At 50.1% G+C, this 20,480-nt stretch carries 15 protein-coding genes and 1 pseudogene; 6 read left to right on the top strand and 10 right to left on the bottom strand.

Annotated elements, in window-relative coordinates:
- Positions 1-153 precede the first annotated feature (153 nt).
- Positions 154-1,749: a tannase/feruloyl esterase family alpha/beta hydrolase gene (locus tag EDF78_RS01200; RefSeq protein WP_133822313.1), complete on the bottom strand. Its 1,596-nt coding sequence runs from the start codon at positions 1,747-1,749 to the stop codon at positions 154-156.
- Positions 1,750-2,075: 326 nt separating this feature from the next.
- On the opposite strand from EDF78_RS01200, the gene EDF78_RS01205 reads away from it, so the two are divergent.
- Positions 2,076-2,243 carry a YhfL family protein gene (locus EDF78_RS01205; RefSeq protein ID WP_133822314.1) on the top strand — a complete coding sequence of 56 codons (168 nt, stop codon included), beginning with the start codon at positions 2,076-2,078 and terminating at the stop codon, positions 2,241-2,243.
- 310 nt (positions 2,244-2,553) lie between these two features.
- On the opposite strand, the gene ovoA is transcribed toward EDF78_RS01205, so the two are convergent.
- Together ovoA and EDF78_RS01215 are read right to left on the bottom strand one after the other, a co-directional pair.
- Positions 2,554-4,695, bottom strand: a complete 2,142-nt coding sequence (gene ovoA / locus EDF78_RS01210) for a 5-histidylcysteine sulfoxide synthase (protein WP_133822315.1) — start codon at positions 4,693-4,695, stop codon at positions 2,554-2,556.
- 147 nt (positions 4,696-4,842) lie between these two features.
- Complete coding sequence (locus tag EDF78_RS01215) at positions 4,843-5,967, bottom strand: site-specific integrase (protein WP_133822316.1); 1,125 nt, start codon at positions 5,965-5,967, stop codon at positions 4,843-4,845.
- A gap of 361 nt (positions 5,968-6,328) precedes the next feature.
- Between EDF78_RS01215 and EDF78_RS01220 the strand changes: the two genes are divergently transcribed.
- Entirely contained in the window at positions 6,329-7,876 is a 1,548-nt protein-coding gene (locus EDF78_RS01220) for a PAS domain-containing methyl-accepting chemotaxis protein (protein ID WP_131694502.1), read from the top strand.
- A gap of 79 nt (positions 7,877-7,955) precedes the next feature.
- Here the strand turns inward: EDF78_RS01220 and EDF78_RS01225 are convergent, their stop codons facing one another.
- The 7 genes and pseudogenes from EDF78_RS01225 to EDF78_RS01250 form a co-directional block, all read right to left on the bottom strand.
- Entirely contained in the window at positions 7,956-8,696 is a 741-nt protein-coding gene (locus tag EDF78_RS01225) for a molecular chaperone (protein WP_133822317.1), read from the bottom strand.
- A gap of 22 nt (positions 8,697-8,718) precedes the next feature.
- A complete protein-coding gene (locus EDF78_RS01230; protein WP_133822318.1) occupies positions 8,719-9,129 on the bottom strand; it encodes a fimbrial protein in 411 nt (136 codons plus the stop codon).
- A gap of 688 nt (positions 9,130-9,817) precedes the next feature.
- On the bottom strand, positions 9,818-10,069 hold the full coding sequence (locus tag EDF78_RS25680) for a FimD/PapC C-terminal domain-containing protein (RefSeq protein ID WP_347876869.1): 252 nt from the start codon (positions 10,067-10,069) through the stop codon (positions 9,818-9,820).
- A pseudogene (locus EDF78_RS01235) lies at positions 9,958-12,381 on the bottom strand (fimbria/pilus outer membrane usher protein). The gene EDF78_RS25680 and the pseudogene EDF78_RS01235 overlap by 112 nt, the downstream one beginning before the upstream one ends.
- Positions 12,329-13,075, bottom strand: coding sequence for a fimbria/pilus periplasmic chaperone (locus tag EDF78_RS01240; RefSeq protein ID WP_133822319.1), 747 nt, complete (start codon positions 13,073-13,075; stop codon positions 12,329-12,331). Before EDF78_RS01240 ends, EDF78_RS01235 begins: the two are co-directional and overlap by 53 nt.
- A gap of 57 nt (positions 13,076-13,132) precedes the next feature.
- Positions 13,133-13,690: a fimbrial protein gene (locus EDF78_RS01245; RefSeq protein WP_133822320.1), complete on the bottom strand. Its 558-nt coding sequence runs from the start codon at positions 13,688-13,690 to the stop codon at positions 13,133-13,135.
- Between the two features lie 320 nt (positions 13,691-14,010).
- Entirely contained in the window at positions 14,011-15,558 is a 1,548-nt protein-coding gene (locus EDF78_RS01250) for a methyl-accepting chemotaxis protein (RefSeq protein ID WP_133822321.1), read from the bottom strand.
- 848 nt (positions 15,559-16,406) lie between these two features.
- Here EDF78_RS01250 and tssB point away from each other — a divergent pair.
- The 4 genes from tssB to tssL are packed head-to-tail and all read left to right on the top strand — an operon-like array spanning position 16,407 to position 20,479.
- Entirely contained in the window at positions 16,407-16,901 is a 495-nt protein-coding gene (tssB, locus tag EDF78_RS01255; protein WP_095925781.1) for a type VI secretion system contractile sheath small subunit, read from the top strand.
- A gap of 31 nt (positions 16,902-16,932) precedes the next feature.
- On the top strand, positions 16,933-18,480 hold the full coding sequence (gene tssC, locus EDF78_RS01260; RefSeq protein ID WP_095925782.1) for a type VI secretion system contractile sheath large subunit: 1,548 nt from the start codon (positions 16,933-16,935) through the stop codon (positions 18,478-18,480).
- Between the two features lie 11 nt (positions 18,481-18,491).
- Positions 18,492-19,829, top strand: a complete 1,338-nt coding sequence (gene tssK, locus EDF78_RS01265) for a type VI secretion system baseplate subunit TssK (RefSeq protein ID WP_133822322.1) — start codon at positions 18,492-18,494, stop codon at positions 19,827-19,829.
- Positions 19,826-20,479, top strand: coding sequence for a type VI secretion system protein TssL, short form (gene tssL, locus EDF78_RS01270; protein ID WP_072012253.1), 654 nt, complete (start codon positions 19,826-19,828; stop codon positions 20,477-20,479). Before tssK ends, tssL begins: the two co-directional genes overlap by 4 nt.
- Position 20,480 lies beyond the last annotated feature (1 nt).

Raw genomic sequence — 20,480 nt, forward strand, 5'->3', positions numbered from 1 at the left:
TAGACAGACGAGGATAATGCCAAGACTTGAACGGATGTTCAAGTTTTTTGAGAACGTTCATTCACCTGTGATTATATATAGGTAAAACTGCTTGCAATCTTGAATGAAAGTGTACCCGCTGAATCTGACAATTGGCTGACAGCGGGAGAGTTTTTATTTGTTTGTGCACACAAAGCTGGAGGCAGATTTTGTATCGCCCTGTCCCTTGTACTCAGGAAACTGCGGATATTCACACAGCGGCATTTCCCGACCGGCAGTGGCTTTATTGGTGTCGGTCATCACCTGTTGTCCGGGATCGATACCGTGATCGACCCATTTATCCAGCGCCCCGAGTGAATCCCAGCTTGCGCGAAAAGTGCCGCTGCTGTGAGTAAAGCCCGGAGCCAGATAAAAACGGGCAAACTGATGCAATGCTTTTTCGCCAAACTGCGCTTTCAGCTTCTCGTAATACGCCACGGTATTACCGGGAGGAACCGCCATATCTGCAGTGCCATGCATCAGCAACAGCTTTCCGCCGTGCTGAACAAACGCACGGATATCGGCATTATTATCATCCACCTGTGACGCCAGCTCATTCAGACGAGCCGCATGTGCAGCAGGATCAAAATTGAGGGAATCATAATCCGGCGAACGCATCACTTCGTAGCGCACGGCCTGATCACCCATCATATAAGGAAAGGAAATAATAATGTTGCGTGCTGCAGGCCTGGGTTTATCGGCGCCGGAGCCAAACACGCTGACCACCGCTGACGCGTCGGCACCCTGTAATATTGGCCACGGTGCAAAGTGATCGCCGGTGGGCAGCGTCACGCCGAGCGGCACCGGCTGGCTGAGCATCTGCACTAGAGCAAGCTGAGGCGCAGTCAGACAATTATCCACATCCTTTTTGCCTTCACAACGCAGCCGCTCAGGTTTAAAAGTTGCCTCGCAGGCACGGGTATTGGCAACAACACCATCACTGAGACCATCCAGCTTGTCGCAGGCACCGGATACCGCATTGGCGATTAAGGCCGCTTTAGCCGGAGATATCCATGCGCCCGGTGTGTTATAGACTGCCTGGCCGATGCGGATGCCGGCCATGTGTAATTCAACCACGTTATAAACCGGATGAATCGCGATAGCGCCGTCATAATCTTGCGGATAACGCTGGATGGCGGCCAGCGCTTCATGACCGCCCTGAGAGTTGCCCTGAAAATACATGCGGGAAGGTTTACTGCCGTAGGCCTGGCGGATAAGCGCGACAGCCACGTCGTGCGTTTTTTTGATCTGCTCACCGGCAAAATTTTTCCAGGCTTCGTCATTAAGGGTAAACGCGGCATCGGATACACCGCCCTGATGACCGGCATCGCTGCCAAAGGTGGCATAACCCTGTTTGAGTGCGCCGGGGGTCGCAGCGGGAGCCAGCCGTGCGGTATCTGCATCCTTGACGGCGCCATCAAAACCGCTGCCGCCCAGTTGCAGGGCTTTGCCATTCCAGCTGAGGGGCAGATAAAGCTGGAAATTGATATCCGGTGCCTTCAGGTCAACAGGTTTGATTTGCCCTTCCAGCTTGCAATGTTGATTACCAGGTTGCCCCGCCATCGCAACGGTAACGATCTGGGCACCACGTGTTGGCAGCCCGATAGCGGCGGCATTAACACGGGCATTTTTAAGCGCGATACATTGCGCTTCCGTCAGTCCTTTCGGCGTAGCCGCCAAAACAGGAAGTGCAAACAGGATCAGTGAGCAGAAATACCAGGAAGCTTTCATCAGACAACATTCATTCCAACAACGTAATGACGGCAGTGTGCCATTAAATGACCGGTGAAAGAAGAACTGTGACGCCGGATGACGACAAGCAAGCGCATGATTTATTAGATATATGAATACAGAGCTTTGAAACATTATTAATATAATTTAATTACGACTCATATTATATATTTATTAATAGATTTTCCCGAAATTTAATCAGGTAAATACATTCGCGGAACTTGTATTTTGTTTGCCAGCCACCAATGATAGGCGTATATTTCGCCTGCCAGATTGTCCAATCATGGCCATGAAATATAACTGACTATTTTTAAAAAGGAATTTACATGAAAAACATTCTGAAAATTGCCCTTCTGGCAGCAGTAGTGACCACCCTCTCAGGCTGTACCGGCAGTGTTAATAATAAAGAAAAAAATTGTGACTACGATTATTTCCTGCACCCGGCTATTTCAATTTCTAAAATGATCGGCGGCTGCGGCCCGACTGATAAGTAATGTAGTCTGTATTATGAATGCCGGGCTTGAATGTCCGGCATTTACACATCCCACCTCATCGTTCCCCCCTTCTCTTCATGCTCCTCGCGATTTAAAACAGTCACTGATGTTACGTCATCGCTCAAAAAAACTTTTTTTAGTTACAACATTCTTATGCGTTTAAACATCAACAACAGTGATTGCATCAGCTACTGAGATAAGTTCTTTTCAAACAGGTGGAATGCGCAGCTCTCGAATTCCAGCCTGACTGCGTTACCGCAATAAAAAAGGTCGCCGAAGCGACCCTGTGTTAATGACAGACAAAACGGGATTAACGTTTACGCCAGAGCGTCAGTTCCGCTACTGTATGCTGGAATTTTCGTGCGGTTTCACGGATCACGAAAGGCACATCCTGTGGTTTCTGCACTTCTTCAAACTCGCTGGCCAGCAGACGACGGAGCGTCTGATATGTCGTCACAGCTTCGCCATTTTCCCGAAAACCACCCAGCCACTGCGCTTTTGGCGTGTATTCTTCAAGCCAGGTATAAGGCGAAGAAAGCATCAACAACCCGCCACTGCGGATCATCGGGGCAATATCTTTCAGAAAACGCGCGGGTTCACGTAACCGGTCCAGCAGATTTGCCGCCAGAACCAGATCAAACAATTCTGCCTGGGGTTTGAGATTACAGGCATCGCCCTGCACAAAAGTCACCCGTTCCGTTTGCGCGGTGCTGATGTTGACGTCCGACAATGCTGCCTGACAATAATCTACCAGTTCGCCCTCTTCCGGGATCACATAACGGCAGGCTTCACCACGCGCTAATGCCAGCGCAACATCAATAAACCGCGCGGAATAATCCATACCGGTCACGGAATCGAAATGACGTGCGAGTTCAAAACTCGCCCTGCCGGTGGCGCAGCCAATATCCAGTGCCCTTCCCCGCAGTTGACTGTTTTTCAATGCAATATCAACCAGTTGTTGCGCATAATTCGGCACATCAAAATGCCGCGGGCCATACTGAAAATCGAGATATTGCGCGACCAGCCCGTCGGTTTCATACGGGTTCACGGCCACCACTTCCTGATGGCTGGAGATCACATAGCGGAAACCGGCGTGCTGGAAGAAATGACGACGAAAAGCATAACGCGATGATTTCAGTGCTTCATTCCCGGTTGAAATCCAGCTTCCGCCCTTGATCATCGAGTGTTTACCATCAAACGTTGGCGTCGAAAAATCGTCATACAAAGGATGCACGCGGAAGCCGTCAAAACCGCTGATCGGGGTAGACGCCCATTGCCAGACATTGCCCACCACATCGTAAAAATCACCCTGAGCAAAATGATCCACCGGACAGGATGATGCCCACCACGCCAGATTGATATTGCCCGGCGCGGTTTCCCAGTCTGGCTGGTCACCAGGCACCTGATTACGCAAAATCATCCACTCCGCTTCTGTTGGCAATTGCACCGATTCCCCGGTTTCCGCCGCTTTCCAGCGACAAAATGCAGCCGCTTCCAGCTGATTCACTTCCGCCGGCCAGTCCCACGGCATCGGCACTTCTTCCGTCATCAGCCGCAATTTAAGTTGTTCAGGTTCCTGCGGAGATCCGACCCAGAAAGTCGGCATCCCGGCCTGCGCAAAATCCCGCCAGCCTGCCCCTTCGTCGTCCCACCATTGTGCATCCTGATAACCGCCCGCCTGCACAAAAGTATAAAATTCAGCGTTACTGACCAGCATTTTACTGGCGCTGAAGGCCTGAATTTTATGCTCAGATGTGCCATATTCGTTGTCCCATCCATAGGTATCATCTTGCTTACCCAGCGTGACAACGTCACCTTTTACCGCCAGTGTCGTATTTTCCGGCACCGTATTCCGGTCATGCCGGGCCAGATCACAGGCTGGCCAATGGGGCTGAGGCTTAACCCATTCCACCGGTAACTGTCGGATCAAGACACTGGACGTTTCCAGATGGATGCGTTCATGCTCTATACCCATCAGGACCACCCACGCCGGACTGTCCCAGCCAATGGGTAAACTCAGCGGCATGGAATCAATAATCCCCAGCACTTCTTCCCGAACTTTGTCGCGATACTGACGCAAATTGGCGACAGACGGCCAGTTATAGTTCTGATCATCAAGATCATCCCAGCTCATTTCATCGACGCCAATCGCCAGCATGGCTTCAATCTGTGAATCAATACGTTTCGGGATCAGCCCCGCTGCCATCAGTTTATTAATATAAAACGTCGCGGTATGGCCGAAATAAAAAATCAGCGGATGGCGCAGTGAAATCGCCTTAGTAAAATAAGCGCGTTCGTCCGCGAGGCAGTCAAACAGGCTCTCATACAATTCCCAGGTCTGAATAAAATAATCGCGGATTTCCTGACGTTTTTTCTCTGCGGTGCCGCTGCTCAGCAAAAGGGTCTGCGTCGGTTCTGGCAGCCCGATGGCATTGTTTCGTTGTGATAGCATTATTAAGTCCTCTGTCTTCTGGCGTTGCCAAATCAATACACAAGTGTAGCAGTTCACATCTTTGGCTTATTCCCGGTCTGCTTCTGACCGGCTTTTTTGTTATCAATCGTGGATCTTTGTCTTCTGGTCAACATCGCCCTGACGCGGTTATCTTTCCATATACAGCAGCGAACTTTCATGAACCTGCAGGGATTCGCCTTCAAACTGATGACGTAAATCGAGATAATCCGGCGCATCAATGATGCCCTGAATATTGTCAGAAAATGCGTCGAGTGCCTGTTTCATCTGCGGCAGATAATCATGAGTGTCATAAACACGGTCAATCCCTTCCAGTGAATGATTCATGATTTTACGGGCGACATCGTTAGGCACATTCAGGGAGGATAATTTTGATCGTGCTGTCCGGCGTAAATCGCGCGTCGTAAAAGCGTCAATGCCGAGACCGCGTTCCGCCCGTAACATCCGCCGGATGACCTGCGTCACCGCGCCACGCGACAGTGGTTTTTGCGCATCGAGTGGCGAAGGTACCAGCCACGGACTCTCTCCGGGGCTGGCTGAAATCAACGCATTAATGCAAGTGATCATCAGCGGCGTCAGCGGAAGACTGTGGTCGCGGGCTGATTTATTGCGCGTTCCCTGCCGCCAGAGGCCAATACGTAAATGAAACTCCTCTTTGCGGGCGCGCACCACTTCATCCGGACGCCTTGCCGTCAGCAGACATAGCCGTAATGCCCAGCGGCATTGTTCTGAAATATCCCATAAATCAAGGCCATGCCAGAAAATCCAAATTTCCGCATCGGTTAACGCCCGCTCGCGAGGCGGCGTATTTCTCCCCCCGACATCACGGCGTTTCATTGAACTGAGCGGCGAATGAGTCAGATAGCCCTGGGTTTCCGCCCAGCCGAAAAATTGCTTACACAACGCGAACACGCGTTTGGCTTCTGAAATTTTCCCTTCGGCCAGCAAGACGTTGAACAGTCTGTTGAGCCGCAAACGGGTCATTTTGTTTAATGGCACTTCACCGATTACCGGCAACACATGTTTCATTAACGAGGACACCGCAATCTCCGGACGGCGTCTCGTCAGGATCAGCGAAAGCCGGATCCAGATATTGATCACCTGTCCGACGGTCGCGTTCCCCTCTTCATCAAAATCATCCAGTTTTGCCAGCGGCGTCATTTTGATCTTCTGAAGATAGGCGAGCACATGCCGCCCGACATTTTCGGCAGCAAATCCTGTTTCAGCGGTTGTTGCGGATCCGGCGTTATTCATCTGCCTAATTTCACCTTAAAAATCATAGGGCAGAGTTATAACAAGCCTGAAGATCTTAGGCAAAAGGTTTATGACTCCAGACCTATTAAGTCTGGAGTCACAACGACGTCGTATAAAGAAAAATTGGCAACTCCGCTGCGTGATGGTGTGTGAATGAAATGGCGATAAAGCCTTCGCTTTGCTTAAAACATCGCCACGGCAGGCGGTAAATGGGCAAAAAACGGGCTGCCTTGCCTCGAGAAACGATTAATTCCGGGAACGTGAGTATTCCCGCTAAAGAAAATTTTGCTTATGCCGACATGTTAATAGTTAAGGATCCTTAATCTCATTCAAACCGCAGTCTGGCCACGGAAATGTCACTATGCGCAATAATCAACCAGTATCCCAACGGGAATATCAGTACCCTGACGATGCCACATTAATGTCAACGACTGATGCCGACAGCCGTATTACCTACGCCAACGATGCATTTATTGAAGTCAGCGGTTTTGCCCGTGAAGATATTATCGGGCAGCCTCACAATATTGTTCGTCATCCCGATATGCCGCCTTCCGCATTCAAAGATATGTGGAGCACATTACAGCAAGGTTTTCCCTGGACTGCGCTGGTGAAAAACCGCCGCAGCAACGGCGATCATTATTGGGTGCGCGCTAACGTTGTGCCGATCATTCGTGGCGGGAAAACCAAAGGCTATTTGTCTGTCCGCACCAAACCCACCGCCGCCGAAATCAGTGAGACACAAACGCTGTATGACAAGATGAATCGTGGCGAACTGAACAACCGCCGGTTGCATCGCGGACTGTTGATCCGTACCGGCATCACCCGCAGTTTTTCCATTCTCAAAACGCTCACGGTGCGCTGGCGGATCCGCAGCAGTTTGCTGGCACTCCTCCTCCTTAACTCACTCGCACTTTTTGCGCTGGCTTCCCTGCCCGCCATGCAAATGACGATGGCATTAGCACTCAATGCATTTTTCATTCTGCTGCTGGGTTGCTGGCTGGAATGGCAAATCACCCGTCCGGTCGAACAACTTTGCAGTCAGACCTTGCGGGTGGCCAGTGGCGCGAGTCATACGATCACACCGATGGCGCGCGTCGATGAAATTGGGATGACGTTACGATCGGTCGGCCAGCTCGGATTGATCTGCCGCTGGATGGTAGATGACGTCAACGACCAGGCGCATAAAGTCCGCACGGCCAGCGAGTCACTGGCGAATGGTAATGAAGCACTGAGTCAGCGTACGGAGCAAACTGCCGCAAACGTCGGACAAACAGCAGCGGCAATGAATGAGATGAGCGCGACCGTTGAAAGTAACACTCAGACAGCGGCCGAAGCGGACAAACTTTCCCTGACAGCCAGCGCCGCAGCGGAAAAAGGCAGCAATGCGATGCAGGACGTTGTCGGCACCATGCAGGAAATTACCGACAGTTCCCGGCAAATTGCCACCATCACCAATGTGATCGATGGCATCGCTTTCCAGACAAATATTCTGGCACTCAATGCCGCCGTCGAAGCAGCGCGGGCAGGTGAACAAGGCAAAGGTTTCGCCGTGGTGGCGGGTGAAGTCCGCAGTCTGGCGCAACGCAGCGCCAGCGCCGCCAGCGAAATCAAACGTCTGATCGACAGCAGTGTGGAAACGGTGGTCTCGGGTTCGAAGCAGGTTGATCAGGCGGGGAAAACCATGGCCGACATTGTCTCTCAGGTACAAAATGTCAGCGCCCTGATCGGACAAATTCGCAGTGCCACCGGAGAACAAAATCTGGGTTTACTCGATATTGCCAAAGCAATAGAAGAACTGGATCGCATCACGCATCAGAATTCAATTCAGGTTCAGGAAGGTGCCAACGCCTCTTCCGGGCTGAAACGACAGGCGGACAGGCTGGTAGAAGCCGTGGGCGTGTTCAGATAAAAGTGCAATATGGAATACCGGGCTGTGATCCCTTCAGTCCGTGCCCCCATGCGATGGCGGACGGACTGAAAATACATTCTTATTTTACGGATGCAGCATGATATTTACTCACCGCACCATAATCATCTATGTATCTGAAGCGTACCGCTGATTTTTCTTTTTTATCAAAATGAGCAAAGGGAATATTGATATGACTGAAAGGGGCAATCATGCCATCATCAGGTAAATTGTCTTCCCGTCGCCCATCGTTATATTTCACTTCAGTCAGGGTGATATACAAAGGCGACCGGTTTTCTATGCGAAGCAGCGATTTGTTATTTTCGGTGGCGTGAGAAAAATATAATCTCGTGATGGCCTCTCTGCTGGTGAGTTTCCCAATTGCAGGAGGACGGTAGAAAACTTTGATCCGGGTGCGTATTGCCATCTGCAACGTATGACTCGCTTCTTCCTTTGACATTTCGGGCGGAATTTCAAGGACATTGAGCCAGAACAGTGACTCGGCATTTGCCTGTCTGGAGAGATTCTCACCCGTATACAGTACGCGTATCCCCAGTGAACTTTTAGGTTCAAGTCTTGAGACCGGCGGCAACACAATAAAGGGAACCTGAATATGTTCAGGTTTCTTTTCCGCATCATCTTTATCAATCCAGAACTGCATAAGTGCAGGCTTAGCCCCTTCATTTACCAGGGTGAACGATTCATCGAGGGAGTGAGGGGTGAATATTAATCGAGTCCGGTTTATATACGTTTCACTTATTCCCGGATGAAGGAATGATGCCCAGAGCAATATACACAGTGGCAGTGATGTTATGGTTTTCATGGCGAACAACAGCTCTTTTTAATTATTTATACTTCAGCGTAAAAGTCACGGCACCACTTACATTCCCTGAAGAGACCGTATTTTCAGTCTGATACAAACCGACCCTGAGGGGGATCGCATAGTTCGCGTTAGCCGCGCTGGAATTATAATCCGCCAACAAATAGTCGGTATTGAATGTCACCGGAACATCCTGATCATTCAGCATTTGTAATCCGACTCCGGCAGCCGTTGACGTGCTGTCCAATGCAAACACACCCTGCGAACTGTTTTTAATCGCTGTCGTTGGCGTAAACGAATAGCTGATACTGGCCAGCCCGGCCGGGCACTGGGTGAAATTGAGTTTAAAATCCGTGCGGGAGGTTGTGTAACCCGGGCCGCTGAATTCTGACCGGGCTGCGGGGGCAATGTAACATCCACGTTGGGCGTCGTGCAGGTTCCCCCCGTCGCAATAATGGCGGCTCCGTTCGCAAACTGCGCGATCATATAGGTGCCACTGCCCTGTTCGGAGGCTCCTCCATAAGTTTGATAATGGCGCATGTACATCGGGTCGAAAAGCGGTGTCGGGCCAGCACTCAGCGACGTTGCCGTCTTAACAAAACGGATCTGTACATCAACACCGACATTAAAGGACTTTCCGCTGTCATAGGTGACAGGGAAAAGTTCCGCGGGTATTTGAAAGATCCCCGGCGCCACGGTCAGCGGGTACCACACGCTGGTCTGTCCCTTTACCGTATAGCGCCAGCGGGAGACATAACCAAGGCCGGATTTTACGGTCGTATTGTAAACACTGTAAGTCTGGCCTTCCGTCGATATAGCATTCCAGATGGGATAAGGGGGATAGCCCAGCACAGCCATCTGCGGTGAAATGGTCTGAGCGGTATTTCTCTGAGCACACGTCCATGCCGTCGGATTCGAAGAGGTCATCCACCCCCCCAGCAAATCACCCACCTTCGCATCTTTACCCACCTGAATGACGGTAGAAGCAAAATACTGGTAAACACCGTTTGTCCGGTTGCAATCAACCCAACTGCCTTCCGCCTGAACCCGGGCATTCATTCCGGCAAACATGAATGCGACAAAGAAGATCGCTCTGAAGATTTTGCCCATGTCATTTTCCCTGATTATTGGCATACCACGTCGGCACGCCGCAGATTATCGTCCCTGGTCTGCGTATCATCCGGCAGCCGGTACCTTAACGCGCAACGCTGCGACGGCGCATTTCCCCATTTCACTCTGAGTATTCCTTCGCGACTTTTTACCCTCACAAAACTTTGACTGCCCTGCGCGATGTACCCGGCCGTTTCGTTATTTTCATCGGTGACTGGCGTACCAAACGGAATCTCCTCGCCACGAATATGGCTGACATGCAGCAATGCGGAATAGCCGAAATCGGTCTTGTATTGCAATAACACCACCGCACCGGCAGTGGGCACACTGTTCTGGCTGGTGACGTCAAGCGCAATGTCATTGGAGAGTCCCTTGGGATCCAGTTCAATGCTGTTCTGGCGGTATGGCGTTAAATACGGCACTGCGGCTTTGCCGGATTTATCCAGAGACAGGCTGGAATTGTTGGTCACGGTGGCTCCGCTGGCATGTTCCGCTTCCACCACCGCCATCGTGTCACCCATAAGAGGTGTGAATACCACGCCATTGCCATAACCGACAGCGCCACACCATATTGCTGATAGCCTTGTCCAGCGGAAACACTGCCGCCCAGACGGGTATAAGGGGAATTCCAGTTGCCACTTGCCCCGACGGTATTGCGGGTTTCCGCCGTGGAATAATGGTCGGTATTACCGAAAATGTTATAGGTATATTGCCGGCTTTCTCCCGCCGAACCCGCGATCGCGTTCTGCACGCCCTGATGATCGCGTTCCTGCAGGTAGGTTGAATTGAGGTAAGCTGATGTTTCGCGGTTGCCAAGAGGTAAGGAAATCCCCACGGCAATTTTGGTATCCGAGACATTATTGACCAGATCCCTTGTGCGGCTGGCATTGATGTTCAGATTGAACCACGTAAACGTATTGGTGTAGCCAATCTGATATTCAGTATCACGTCCGCTTTTATTCCAGTAATCCTGAGTACTGGCACTGAGGTTCATCGTTCCCCAGACATCCGGTAAATCCTGTGTTGCACTGATTTGCGCACGATTCTTACGATTGATACTGCCGGAATAACCGGTATTACCTGACTGGTTTTGCTCATACCGCATCAGCATCGCATCATCAATGCTGTAATAACTGGCACTTGAATAGCGGTAATTCGCCAGCGTGATGTGGGTGTTGATCACCGGCAGGATTTTTGAGAAGGCCACACTGACACTCTGTCCTTCTTTTTCGATGTCATTTCGCAACTGTGTACGCGCATGGGTTATATCCCCAGACACTGCCCCCACCGCCATGTTCAGGGCGATACCTCCGGCAATAGACTGGTACTCTTCCCCACCCAGCAGGCCACCATAACCGGTGATCAAATTGGTAAACCCGTGTCGTAACGATCCCAGCGCAATCAGCGGTTTTTCATCCACCGTGGCATTGCGGTATGTTCCGGTCATCAGGGTATAGCGTGTGGTGCCCGGTCGCAGTAATTCTGCAATCGATGCATAGGTCACGGTAAAACTGCGTTCGCTGCCATCGGCTTCTTTCAGCGTCACCAGCAGGTCGCCGCCGGTGCCGGTCGGATAGAGATCATCAATCATAAAAGGACCTGGCGGAACCGTGGTTTCATAAATGCGCATACCGCGCTGGGACACCCGGACCAGCGCATTGGTATTTGCCACGCCACTGATCACCGGCGCGTAACCGCGTTGCGAATCCATAAACATCCGGTCATCTGAAGCCAGCATCGCCCCGCGAAAACCTACACTGTCAAACACCTGTCCTTCGGTCATGGATTCTCCCATCACCAGTTTGCTGCGCAACGGCACTATCGCGCGTTCAAGGTAGGTGCTGGTATTGTCATAGTCCCAACCATTCTCATCGCTCCAGTTAAATGTGCCCCTGTAGCGCAACCGCCAGACATCCCAGTTTATACCGCCCCGCAAACCGAGATATTGTGTCGAGAGATTTTGTGTCTCCGACATTTCGGCATGATAGGCGTTATAGTCATATTCAATTGTCCCCGCCGTGATACCTTTATCCCATAATTCAGGGCTGACATAACCGCGCGCATGACGTAGCAAATAAATCTGCGGAACTTGCACATTGAGACGCTGAGTGGTGACGTCATAACGGCTATCGAGTCCGGTGAGCACGCGACTGATATCGTTGCAGTGAGCGGTGTCTTTAAGTTGCTCCACGACATTGGCATTAAGTTTTTCAATATCGATACCCATTTCAGAAACCAGCCGGATATCAAAACACGCACGGGCAATTTTTGAGTCATTATCCGGCAAAGCAAAATTAACCTCGGTTCGCCCTTTCCATTTATCGTTGACATATAGATCTACCCGATGTTTTCCGGGGGGAACAGGATTACCTTCTGCATATTCACTCACGTCAATAGCGGATCGCAGAAAGGCACTGTTAAATATGACCTCTTTTTGTTCCGCCGGATGAGCATTAAAAACGAATACTGATATTACCCCCACAGCCATTCTCATTAACGTCACTATCAATGAGAACGGTGTTGCATCAGATATTATTCCCCAACACCTGTTCATTAATTGATTCCCCGCCGTAATCATTTATGACGCTGTAAAATAAAGTCTCACCATGAAGAGGATGATCTGCGACAGACTTCAATATGAATTCTATTTTCCCTTCAGGCGCCACCATTCTCTGGTCGAAATGCTCCACGCGTGCGAGGATAGCAGAATTTTTTGATTTTCTGATTTCCAGCTTACTGAAGGTAATAAAATAGGGAGAATCATTGGTGAGCGTTAATTTATCGCCGCTGAGTGAGAACCTTAAAGCCTTATACACTTCCACAGGTGACGGATGCAATTTATCAGGCCTGTATAATAGTTTCACCCTCGTGCGGAATGCCATCTGCAACACATTATTCCCTGACTGGATCATCGCCGTTGCTTTGGGCGGTACTTCCAGAAGATTAAACCAAAATAGAGTTTCCCGATCCTGAGGTAATTGCCCGCCCGTCATCATCAGCCTGATGGCTTGCCCCTTTTCAGGGTCAATACGCACCACGGGCGGATTCACCACAAAGGGCACAGTAACCTCACCAGGTCTGGCGTTGGGGTCACCCTTATCCAGCCACATCTGTACAAGATAAGGATTTTTACCGGTATTCTTCAGCTGGACAACGGCTTCCTTATCCTGTGCATGGAACACAATCCGGGTACCATTGATCACCACTTCTGAGTAGGCTTTATAAGAAAAAATGAAGGCGATTATTACGCTAAGAAATAAAGCTTTTACCATCCCTGAAATCCTCTGTTGTTAATAGGGGGTGAAACTCCTCTTTCACCCCAACATGTGTTACTCGTAAGTCATCGTGTAATCAATTTGCGTAGCGACAGAACCTGCAACGGATTGCGCCGTAGCGTAATAGCGGGCGAAATAATTTAATGTCCCGCTGCCTGCGCTAATGTCCACCGCGATATCATTCTGACCATTTGCAACAGAAGTCCCGGCGATAATGGGATCCATGCTGGCGTTCAGTAATTCAACCTGAACATTTTTTGCGGCATCCGAGACGGTCGAATCAATATTCAGCCGGCCGGTTGTACTGTCGACATACGTCCCCGGTTCAAAATATGTGCTGGCCATGCCTAATGCAGTGCCGGAACACGCGGTCAAAGAGATATTGAAGGGCGTTGCACCGGCGGTTTCACCTAATATTTTCAGACTATTTGATGAAACCATGGGTAATGTCACCGTTGCATTCCCGGTACCGCCATTCACGGCAATTGAACAGGTGGTGTCTGTCACTTTTCCATTAAAGGTAATGGTTCCATCCGCCGCCATTGCCGAAACAGCAAAGGTCGATGTCAGTACCCACGCAAACAAGGATATGGCATTTTTTATATCAGGCATCTGTATTTCCCTATATAAGTCAGGAGAGGTCATTGACTAATAATGACAACATCAATATTTAACAAACCATTCATTAACTTGGTAAATGAATACATGATTACGTTTTATTATTAGCCGCGTCCATCATATACCCAAAGTTAAGATTCACAATAATAGTTATTCCCCCTGACAGAGAAATATATCGACGAAAACAAAAATAATTAGTAATCCTTGTAAATAACTTCACTAATTTTCATTTATAATAAAGCCGGACATTTTTTATGATATGACCGGCTTTAATTAACTCTTCCAGCTGAAAATATATTGATTACAGTGATTAATTACACCGTCGCCAGCCTGAACGCTGATACAGATCGCGTCAGATATAAGACCTGTTCTTCCAGCGACGCGGCGGCAGCCGCTGATTCCTGAACCAGTGCGGCGTTTTGTTGTGTCACGCCATCAATTTCTGTCACCGCCTGTTCAATCTGGCTGATCCCGCGACTTTGTTCATCAGATGCCGTCGAGATGTGTTCCATCAATACATTGACTTGTGTGACGGAAGAAATGATCGCAGAGATGGATTCACCGGTACGTGAGACCTGATCAGACCCCTCGCGGATATTGGTCACTGATTCCGAAATCAGGCTTTCAATTTCTTTTGCTGCCACGGCACTGCGCTGTGCCAGGCTGCGCACTTCGCTGGCCACCACGGCAAATCCGCGCCCCTGTTCGCCCGCGCGCGCGGCTTCGACGGCGGCATTGAGCGCCAGAATATTTGTCTGGAAGGCAATGCTGTTGATCACACCCGTGATGTCTTCGATTTTTTTCGAGCTGCTGTTAATGCGCCCCATCGTGCCAATCACATCCTGCGCAACTTTCTCACCTGCCCGCGCATTTTGCACCGCTTCACGGGTCAGACTGCTGGCACGGGAAACGTTCTCGGTATTTTGTTTTACCGTCGCGCCCAGTTCTTCCATGCTGGCGGCAGTCTGTGTCAGCGCGGCAGCCTGTTGTTCAGTGCGCGAAGCCAGATCAATATTACCTGCAGAAATTTCCTGTGATGCATGCGCTACCGTATGACTGGTGTCGCGCACCTGCCCGATAATCCGCGTCAGCGACTGACGCATATGTTCCATCGACTGCATCAGCTCTTCGATTTCGCTGCGGGATTTTTCTTTAACCGGCACCGGCGTATCAAGATAGCCTTCTGCAATCTGACGACAATGATCGCGGGAACTCAGCAACGGTGTCAGAACAAAACGTTTCAGTAACACCAATACACTGATAATGATGATCAGGAATAACAAACCAAAACCGATCGTCAGTCCGATACCCAGTTTGAAGTTGCTTTGCGCATCGCTGTTGAGATTTCTGGCGTACTCTTCATGCAGCGCCAGCACTTTATCCAGCACGATTTCATACTGACGATCGAGTTTTACCACCACCGGTATCCGCGCTTTGAACGCTGCCTGATCGCCCGCTTTCGCTGCATCGATCAAAGACTGGATACCGTTTTGGCGATAATCCTGATAGGTATTGCGGTATTCCTCGGCCAGCCCGCTTTCACCGGGCAATTTGGGTGCAGCAAGATACGCCTGAAACGCCGCATCGGCTTTGCTGATAACGTCACTGACGCCGTCCAGCGCAGGTTTTGACTGCTGACCATCGCCATTTTCAATTTCTTTCATATATTCCATCACCCGGACACGGGAGGTCCGGCTGTGGTTTATCGGATCAATAATAGACAGCACCACACGGATCTCTTTGTTCACGTCATCCAGTGAGTGATTACTCCGGGTGAGCAGCCAGACGTTCGACAGCATACTGGTGAAAAAGAGGGCAAAAAGCACTACCAGGACAAGCAAAGACGACTTTTTAAGCGACATCGGGAGATTCTCAAAACGGAGCAGGAGTCTGTATATCGGCATTTCACATCAAATGTTTAACATTCCCAGCGCCCTATCTGAAATTTATGGCAGGATGATCGATCGTAGCGGAAATTTACCCGCGTACTCATCGATACGCGGGACCCTAAAACACTCAGAATATTCAACAAGCGTTCACATTGAGATTTTTCACGTAAGCATTAAAAATGCGAACAAAATCCCATTAAAAATAGTTCCCACATGTTTATCACTATTAACCCCCCCTTAATTCCAAATAAAAATGTGCAAAATTTCTCATGCCTCACACTTCTAATATGACATCTTACACATACCCCCTGTGAATATTCCTAGGGGTTTTAGAGGAAAATTCTTATAAATTAAATGCGTCAGGAAATGAAGTTATATGAATTTAGCAGCATTCACCGAGCGAATGAATTATTTATTTTTCGTCAGTTTTAAAGGAAATTGCCATTAAATTTTAAATTTCGCTTAAGTAAAACCCATGCACAGCAAGGCCTGCGGGCAAGCGCGTAGAAAATTCCTATATATCAACGTAGTTATCTCTTATGTCACCCTCGCAAGACAGAAACATTTGGTTACATGATTTGATTATCTATTAAGCTAGGTGTTTCTCTAAAATGTCGTACACAGGTACTTATCTGAAATTCCACTTTCAAGATAAAATCAAAACACACTGCGAAATGTTTCTCATAAATATTATGGTTCGCCAGTGACCCTGATTTTCCCGCCGCGTTATACGGGCAAGGATGCAGTTTATGGCAGGGTTGCCAATATCATATTTTAAGAATCATCGGCAGCGTTTATCACTCCATAAATAAGGGATAGGCATGTCTAATAGCTTCCAGAATGAAATTCCGAAAGCGCGCGTCAATATCAAGCTGGATTTGCACACCGGCGGCGCACAGAAGAAAGTCGAGTTGCCATTAAAACTGATGGTAATGGGCGATTACAGTAACGGAAAAGAGAACCGCCCGTTATCTGAACGCGAAAAAGTGAACATTAATAAGAATAACTTTAACAGCGTTTTGGCTGAATTCAGCCCGTCACTGAACCTGACCGTAGAAAATACGCTGGCAGGCGATCGCAGTGAAGAGAATGTCGCGCTTAATTTCAATGAAATGAAAGACTTTGAGCCAGAACAGGTTGCCCGTCAGATCCCCCAACTGCGCGCCATGCTGGCCATGCGTAATCTCTTACGCGACCTTAAATCCAATCTGCTCGATAACGCCACCTTCCGTAAAGAGCTTGAAACCATTCTGAAAGATCCTTCACTGAGCAATGAACTGCGCAGTGAGCTGAATGCCCTGGCACCTAAGGCGTAATTGCCTCCACTTAACGGATTAATGCGAGATAATGCTTATGTCAGTCAATACTGAAAACTCCTCTGCCAGCCAGACGACGGTTCTGGATCGCCCGGAAACCGGTACGGTATATGCTTCCCTGTTCGATAAAATCAACCTGACACCGGTCTCCTCACTGGGTGACCTGAATGATTTTCAGGATACGTCGGCGCTGGCAGATGTTACCGCCGATCAGCGCGTTACCGCCGCTGTACAGGTTTTCCTGGAGCGCCTGAAGCTGTCAGGTCAGACGGTTGAACGTCTGGATAAAACGCTGCTCGACCACCACATTGCCGAACTCGACAGCCAGATCAGCCGTCAGCTGGACGTGGTCATGCATCACCCGGAATTCCAGCGCGTTGAATCCGGCTGGCGTGGTCTGAAGTTCCTGGTTGATCGTACTGATTTCCGCCAGAACGTGAAAATCGAATTGCTTGACGTGTCCAAAGACGATTTACGTCAGGATTTCGAAGATTGCCCTGAAATTGTTCAGAGCGGCCTGTACCGTCATACCTATATTCAGGAATATGACACACCGGGCGGCGAGCCAATCGGTTCTGTGATTTCCAACTACGAGTTTGACGCGTCGGCGCAAGATGTCGCCCTGCTGCGCAACATTTCTAAAGTGTCTGCTGCTGCGCACATGCCGTTCGTCGGTGCGGTCGGCCCTAAATTCTTCCTGAAAGATTCAATGGAAGAAGTGGCGGCGATTAAAGATATCGGTAACTACTTTGACCGTGCCGAATACATCAAATGGAAATCCTTCCGTGATTCCGACGACTCCCGCTATATCGGCCTGACAATGCCGCGCGTACTCGGCCGCCTGCCGTATGGCCCGGATACCGTCCCTGTTCGCAGTTTCAACTATGTTGAAGAAGTGAAAGGTCCGGATCACGAGAAATATCTCTGGACCAACGCGGCGTTCGCCTTTGCCGCCAATATGGTGAAAAGCTTCATCAAAAATGGCTGGTGCGTACAAATCCGCGGCCCGCAGGCGGGCGGTGCAGTCACTGATCTGCCAATTCACCTGTACGATCTGGGTACCGGCAATCAGGTGAAAATCCCATCAGAAGTGATGATCCCTGAAACCCGCGAGTTCGAGTTTGCCAATCTGGGCTTCATCCCGTTGTCTTACTACAAAAACCGTGACTACTCCTGCTTCTTCTCTGCCAACTCCGCGCAGAAACCGGCGCTGTATGACACGGCTGATGCCACCGCAAACAGCCGCATCAATGCGCGTCTGCCGTACATCTTCCTGCTGTCACGCATCGCGCATTATCTGAAGCTGATTCAGCGCGAAAACATCGGCACCACCAAAGACCGCCGTCTGCTGGAGCTGGAGCTCAATACCTGGGTTCGCACACTGGTGACTGAGATGACCGATCCGGGCGACGACCTGCAGGCTTCTCATCCGCTGCGTGACGCCAAAGTGACCGTTGAAGATATCGAAGACAACCCGGGCTTCTTCCGCGTGAAACTGTATGCCATTCCGCACTTCCAGGTAGAAGGCATGGACGTGAATCTGTCACTGGTTTCTCAGATGCCTAAAGCTAAGGCATAAGCGGAGAAACGATGAAAATTTATCGCCCATTATGGAGCGACGGGGCCTTTTTGGCCCCGCAACAGTTCCAGCAACAAGCCCGTTGGGATGCTTTTGTGTCTGACAGGGTTGCTCATATGGCTCTGGCAAATCCCTGGGGAGTGATTGATGCAACATTCGACATCGGCTCATTAGCCCTTTCCAGGTTGAATGCTTTACGCCTGAAGGTTCGTTTTCCTGATGGGACGCTGATTGATACCGAGCTGGCGGATAATTTGCCTCCGGCTTGCGACTTATCTTCAATTTCTGACCGGGACAGCGTTGATGTCGTACTGGCATTACCTCTGCTTTCAGCCAATGGCGGCAATCTGGATGACGGTCAGGACAGTGAACGTCCACGTCGTTGGCACCAGGAATGGGTCACCGTGCAGGAGTTATCAGGGCATGAACGGACAGAACTGGCTATTCAGCGTCATTCGATAACGCTCCGTTTTTCCCATCAGGAGAACAGCGCGTATCTGACCTGCCCTGTTGTCCGTCTTGTGCGTAATGCACAAGGCCAATGGACACCGGATGCAGAGTTCATTCCGCCAATGCTCTCGTTGTCGTCCTCTCCGGCAGTCCTGACGGAACTCGGTGATTTAATTCACCGCCTTCAGGCCCGCCGTCGACGCCTGATGGCGATGCGCCGCGAAAGCAATGAACGAATGGCTGATTTTGCCGTCGCCGATGTGTCGCTGTTCTGGCTGCTGAATGCGCTCAATAGTGCGGAGCCGGTATTGATGGAGCTATATCAGGCTCCGGCCCGTCATCCGGAACTGTTCTATCGTGAACTGGTCCGTCTGGCTGGCAGCCTGCTGACGTTCTCCCTTGAGCATAAAGCGGAAGATATTCCTCTGTATCAGCATGATGCGCCTGAGAAGGTATTCCCGCCGTTGTTCACACTACTGGATGCCCTGCTCGAGGCCAGCCTGCCATCGCGTATGGTGGCGATTGAACTCACGCATGAAGGTCAGTTCTGGACCGGATCGCTGCATGATTCCCGTCTGCGCGACGGCGCTGATTTCTATCTTTCCGTGCGCTCATCCATTCCAAACCACCTGCTGCAAACTCAGTTCCCGCTGCTCTGCAAAGCAGGGAGTTTTGAGGATGTTTCTGACGTGGTCAACGTGGCATTGAACGGTGTCGTAATGAAGGCGCTGTCTCATGTACCGGCCGCTATCCCGTTGCGCCTTGAAAACCAATATTTTGCATTGGACCTGAACAGTCCTGCCGCCCAGGCAATGCTGGATGCTGGAAACTGCGCTTTCTATACCCCAGGTTCACTGGGTGAAATCAAACTTGAACTGTTTGCGGTGTTGCGCTCATGAGCAAGATAAATGGATCAATTGTTGATGAAGTTTTTTATCCCTGCTGGTTGATGGTCAGCCAGTTGCGTAACGGCCAGAAAATAGAAGACGGTGAGGCTCTTTACCGCCGGGCCTGCGACTGGATTGATGGCGCGAGAGAATCCTTATCACGCGCAGGATTCAGCGAATCTAGTTGCGACCACATGCTTTATACGCAATGTGCCTTATTAGATGAAAGTGTACTTAACCGCCAGGAACCAGATAGCGGAAACACCAAATGGCTTAAGGACCCACTTCAGGCACGCTACTTCAATACTCTGAATGCAGGGGAGGAGTTATGGGAACGTATTCGCAAGGTGCTCCATGAACCTGCTCCTGATATCGCGGTGCTCACCTGCTTTTACCGTGCGCTGACGTTGGGTTTCTCTGGCCGTTATCGCGAACAAGGGGATGAGCGCAGAGAAGATGTGGTTCGCAAGCTAAATCAGTTAGTGCCGCCTTTCGCCTCAGCGCAGGAAATGCCCATTGTTTCACGTTCGCTGCGATTGCGCTCCGGACGCAGAACCTATTGGTTTTCATGGGTTGCAGGCATCGTGATTCTGATTGCGCTCTGGTTCGTCCTAAATACGCAATTGACACGTATGGTCTCTCAGTTGACAGGGAACCACTGAC

The sequence above is a fragment of the Rahnella sp. BIGb0236 genome (assembly GCF_004364755.1).
Taxonomy (GTDB): Bacteria; Pseudomonadota; Gammaproteobacteria; order Enterobacterales; family Enterobacteriaceae; genus Rahnella; species Rahnella victoriana.

Excerpts from the sequence above, each read along its gene's own strand:
- EDF78_RS01200 (WP_133822313.1), bottom strand. The coding sequence starts at position 1,749 with ATGAAAGCTTCCTGGTATTTCTGCTCACTGATCCTGTTTGCACTTCCT.
- tssK (WP_133822322.1), top strand. The coding sequence starts at position 18,492 with ATGAAAATTTATCGCCCATTATGGAGCGACGGGGCCTTTTTGGCCCCG.
- EDF78_RS01250 (WP_133822321.1), bottom strand. The coding sequence starts at position 15,558 with ATGTCGCTTAAAAAGTCGTCTTTGCTTGTCCTGGTAGTGCTTTTTGCC.
- EDF78_RS01245 (WP_133822320.1), bottom strand. The coding sequence starts at position 13,690 with ATGCCTGATATAAAAAATGCCATATCCTTGTTTGCGTGGGTACTGACA.
- EDF78_RS01220 (WP_131694502.1), top strand. The coding sequence starts at position 6,329 with ATGCGCAATAATCAACCAGTATCCCAACGGGAATATCAGTACCCTGAC.
- tssC (WP_095925782.1), top strand. The coding sequence starts at position 16,933 with ATGCTTATGTCAGTCAATACTGAAAACTCCTCTGCCAGCCAGACGACG.
- ovoA (WP_133822315.1), bottom strand. The coding sequence starts at position 4,695 with ATGCTATCACAACGAAACAATGCCATCGGGCTGCCAGAACCGACGCAG.
- tssB (WP_095925781.1), top strand. The coding sequence starts at position 16,407 with ATGTCTAATAGCTTCCAGAATGAAATTCCGAAAGCGCGCGTCAATATC.
- EDF78_RS01240 (WP_133822319.1), bottom strand. The coding sequence starts at position 13,075 with ATGGTAAAAGCTTTATTTCTTAGCGTAATAATCGCCTTCATTTTTTCT.
- tssL (WP_072012253.1), top strand. The coding sequence starts at position 19,826 with ATGAGCAAGATAAATGGATCAATTGTTGATGAAGTTTTTTATCCCTGC.
- EDF78_RS01225 (WP_133822317.1), bottom strand. The coding sequence starts at position 8,696 with ATGAAAACCATAACATCACTGCCACTGTGTATATTGCTCTGGGCATCA.
- EDF78_RS01215 (WP_133822316.1), bottom strand. The coding sequence starts at position 5,967 with ATGAATAACGCCGGATCCGCAACAACCGCTGAAACAGGATTTGCTGCC.
- EDF78_RS01205 (WP_133822314.1), top strand. The coding sequence starts at position 2,076 with ATGAAAAACATTCTGAAAATTGCCCTTCTGGCAGCAGTAGTGACCACC.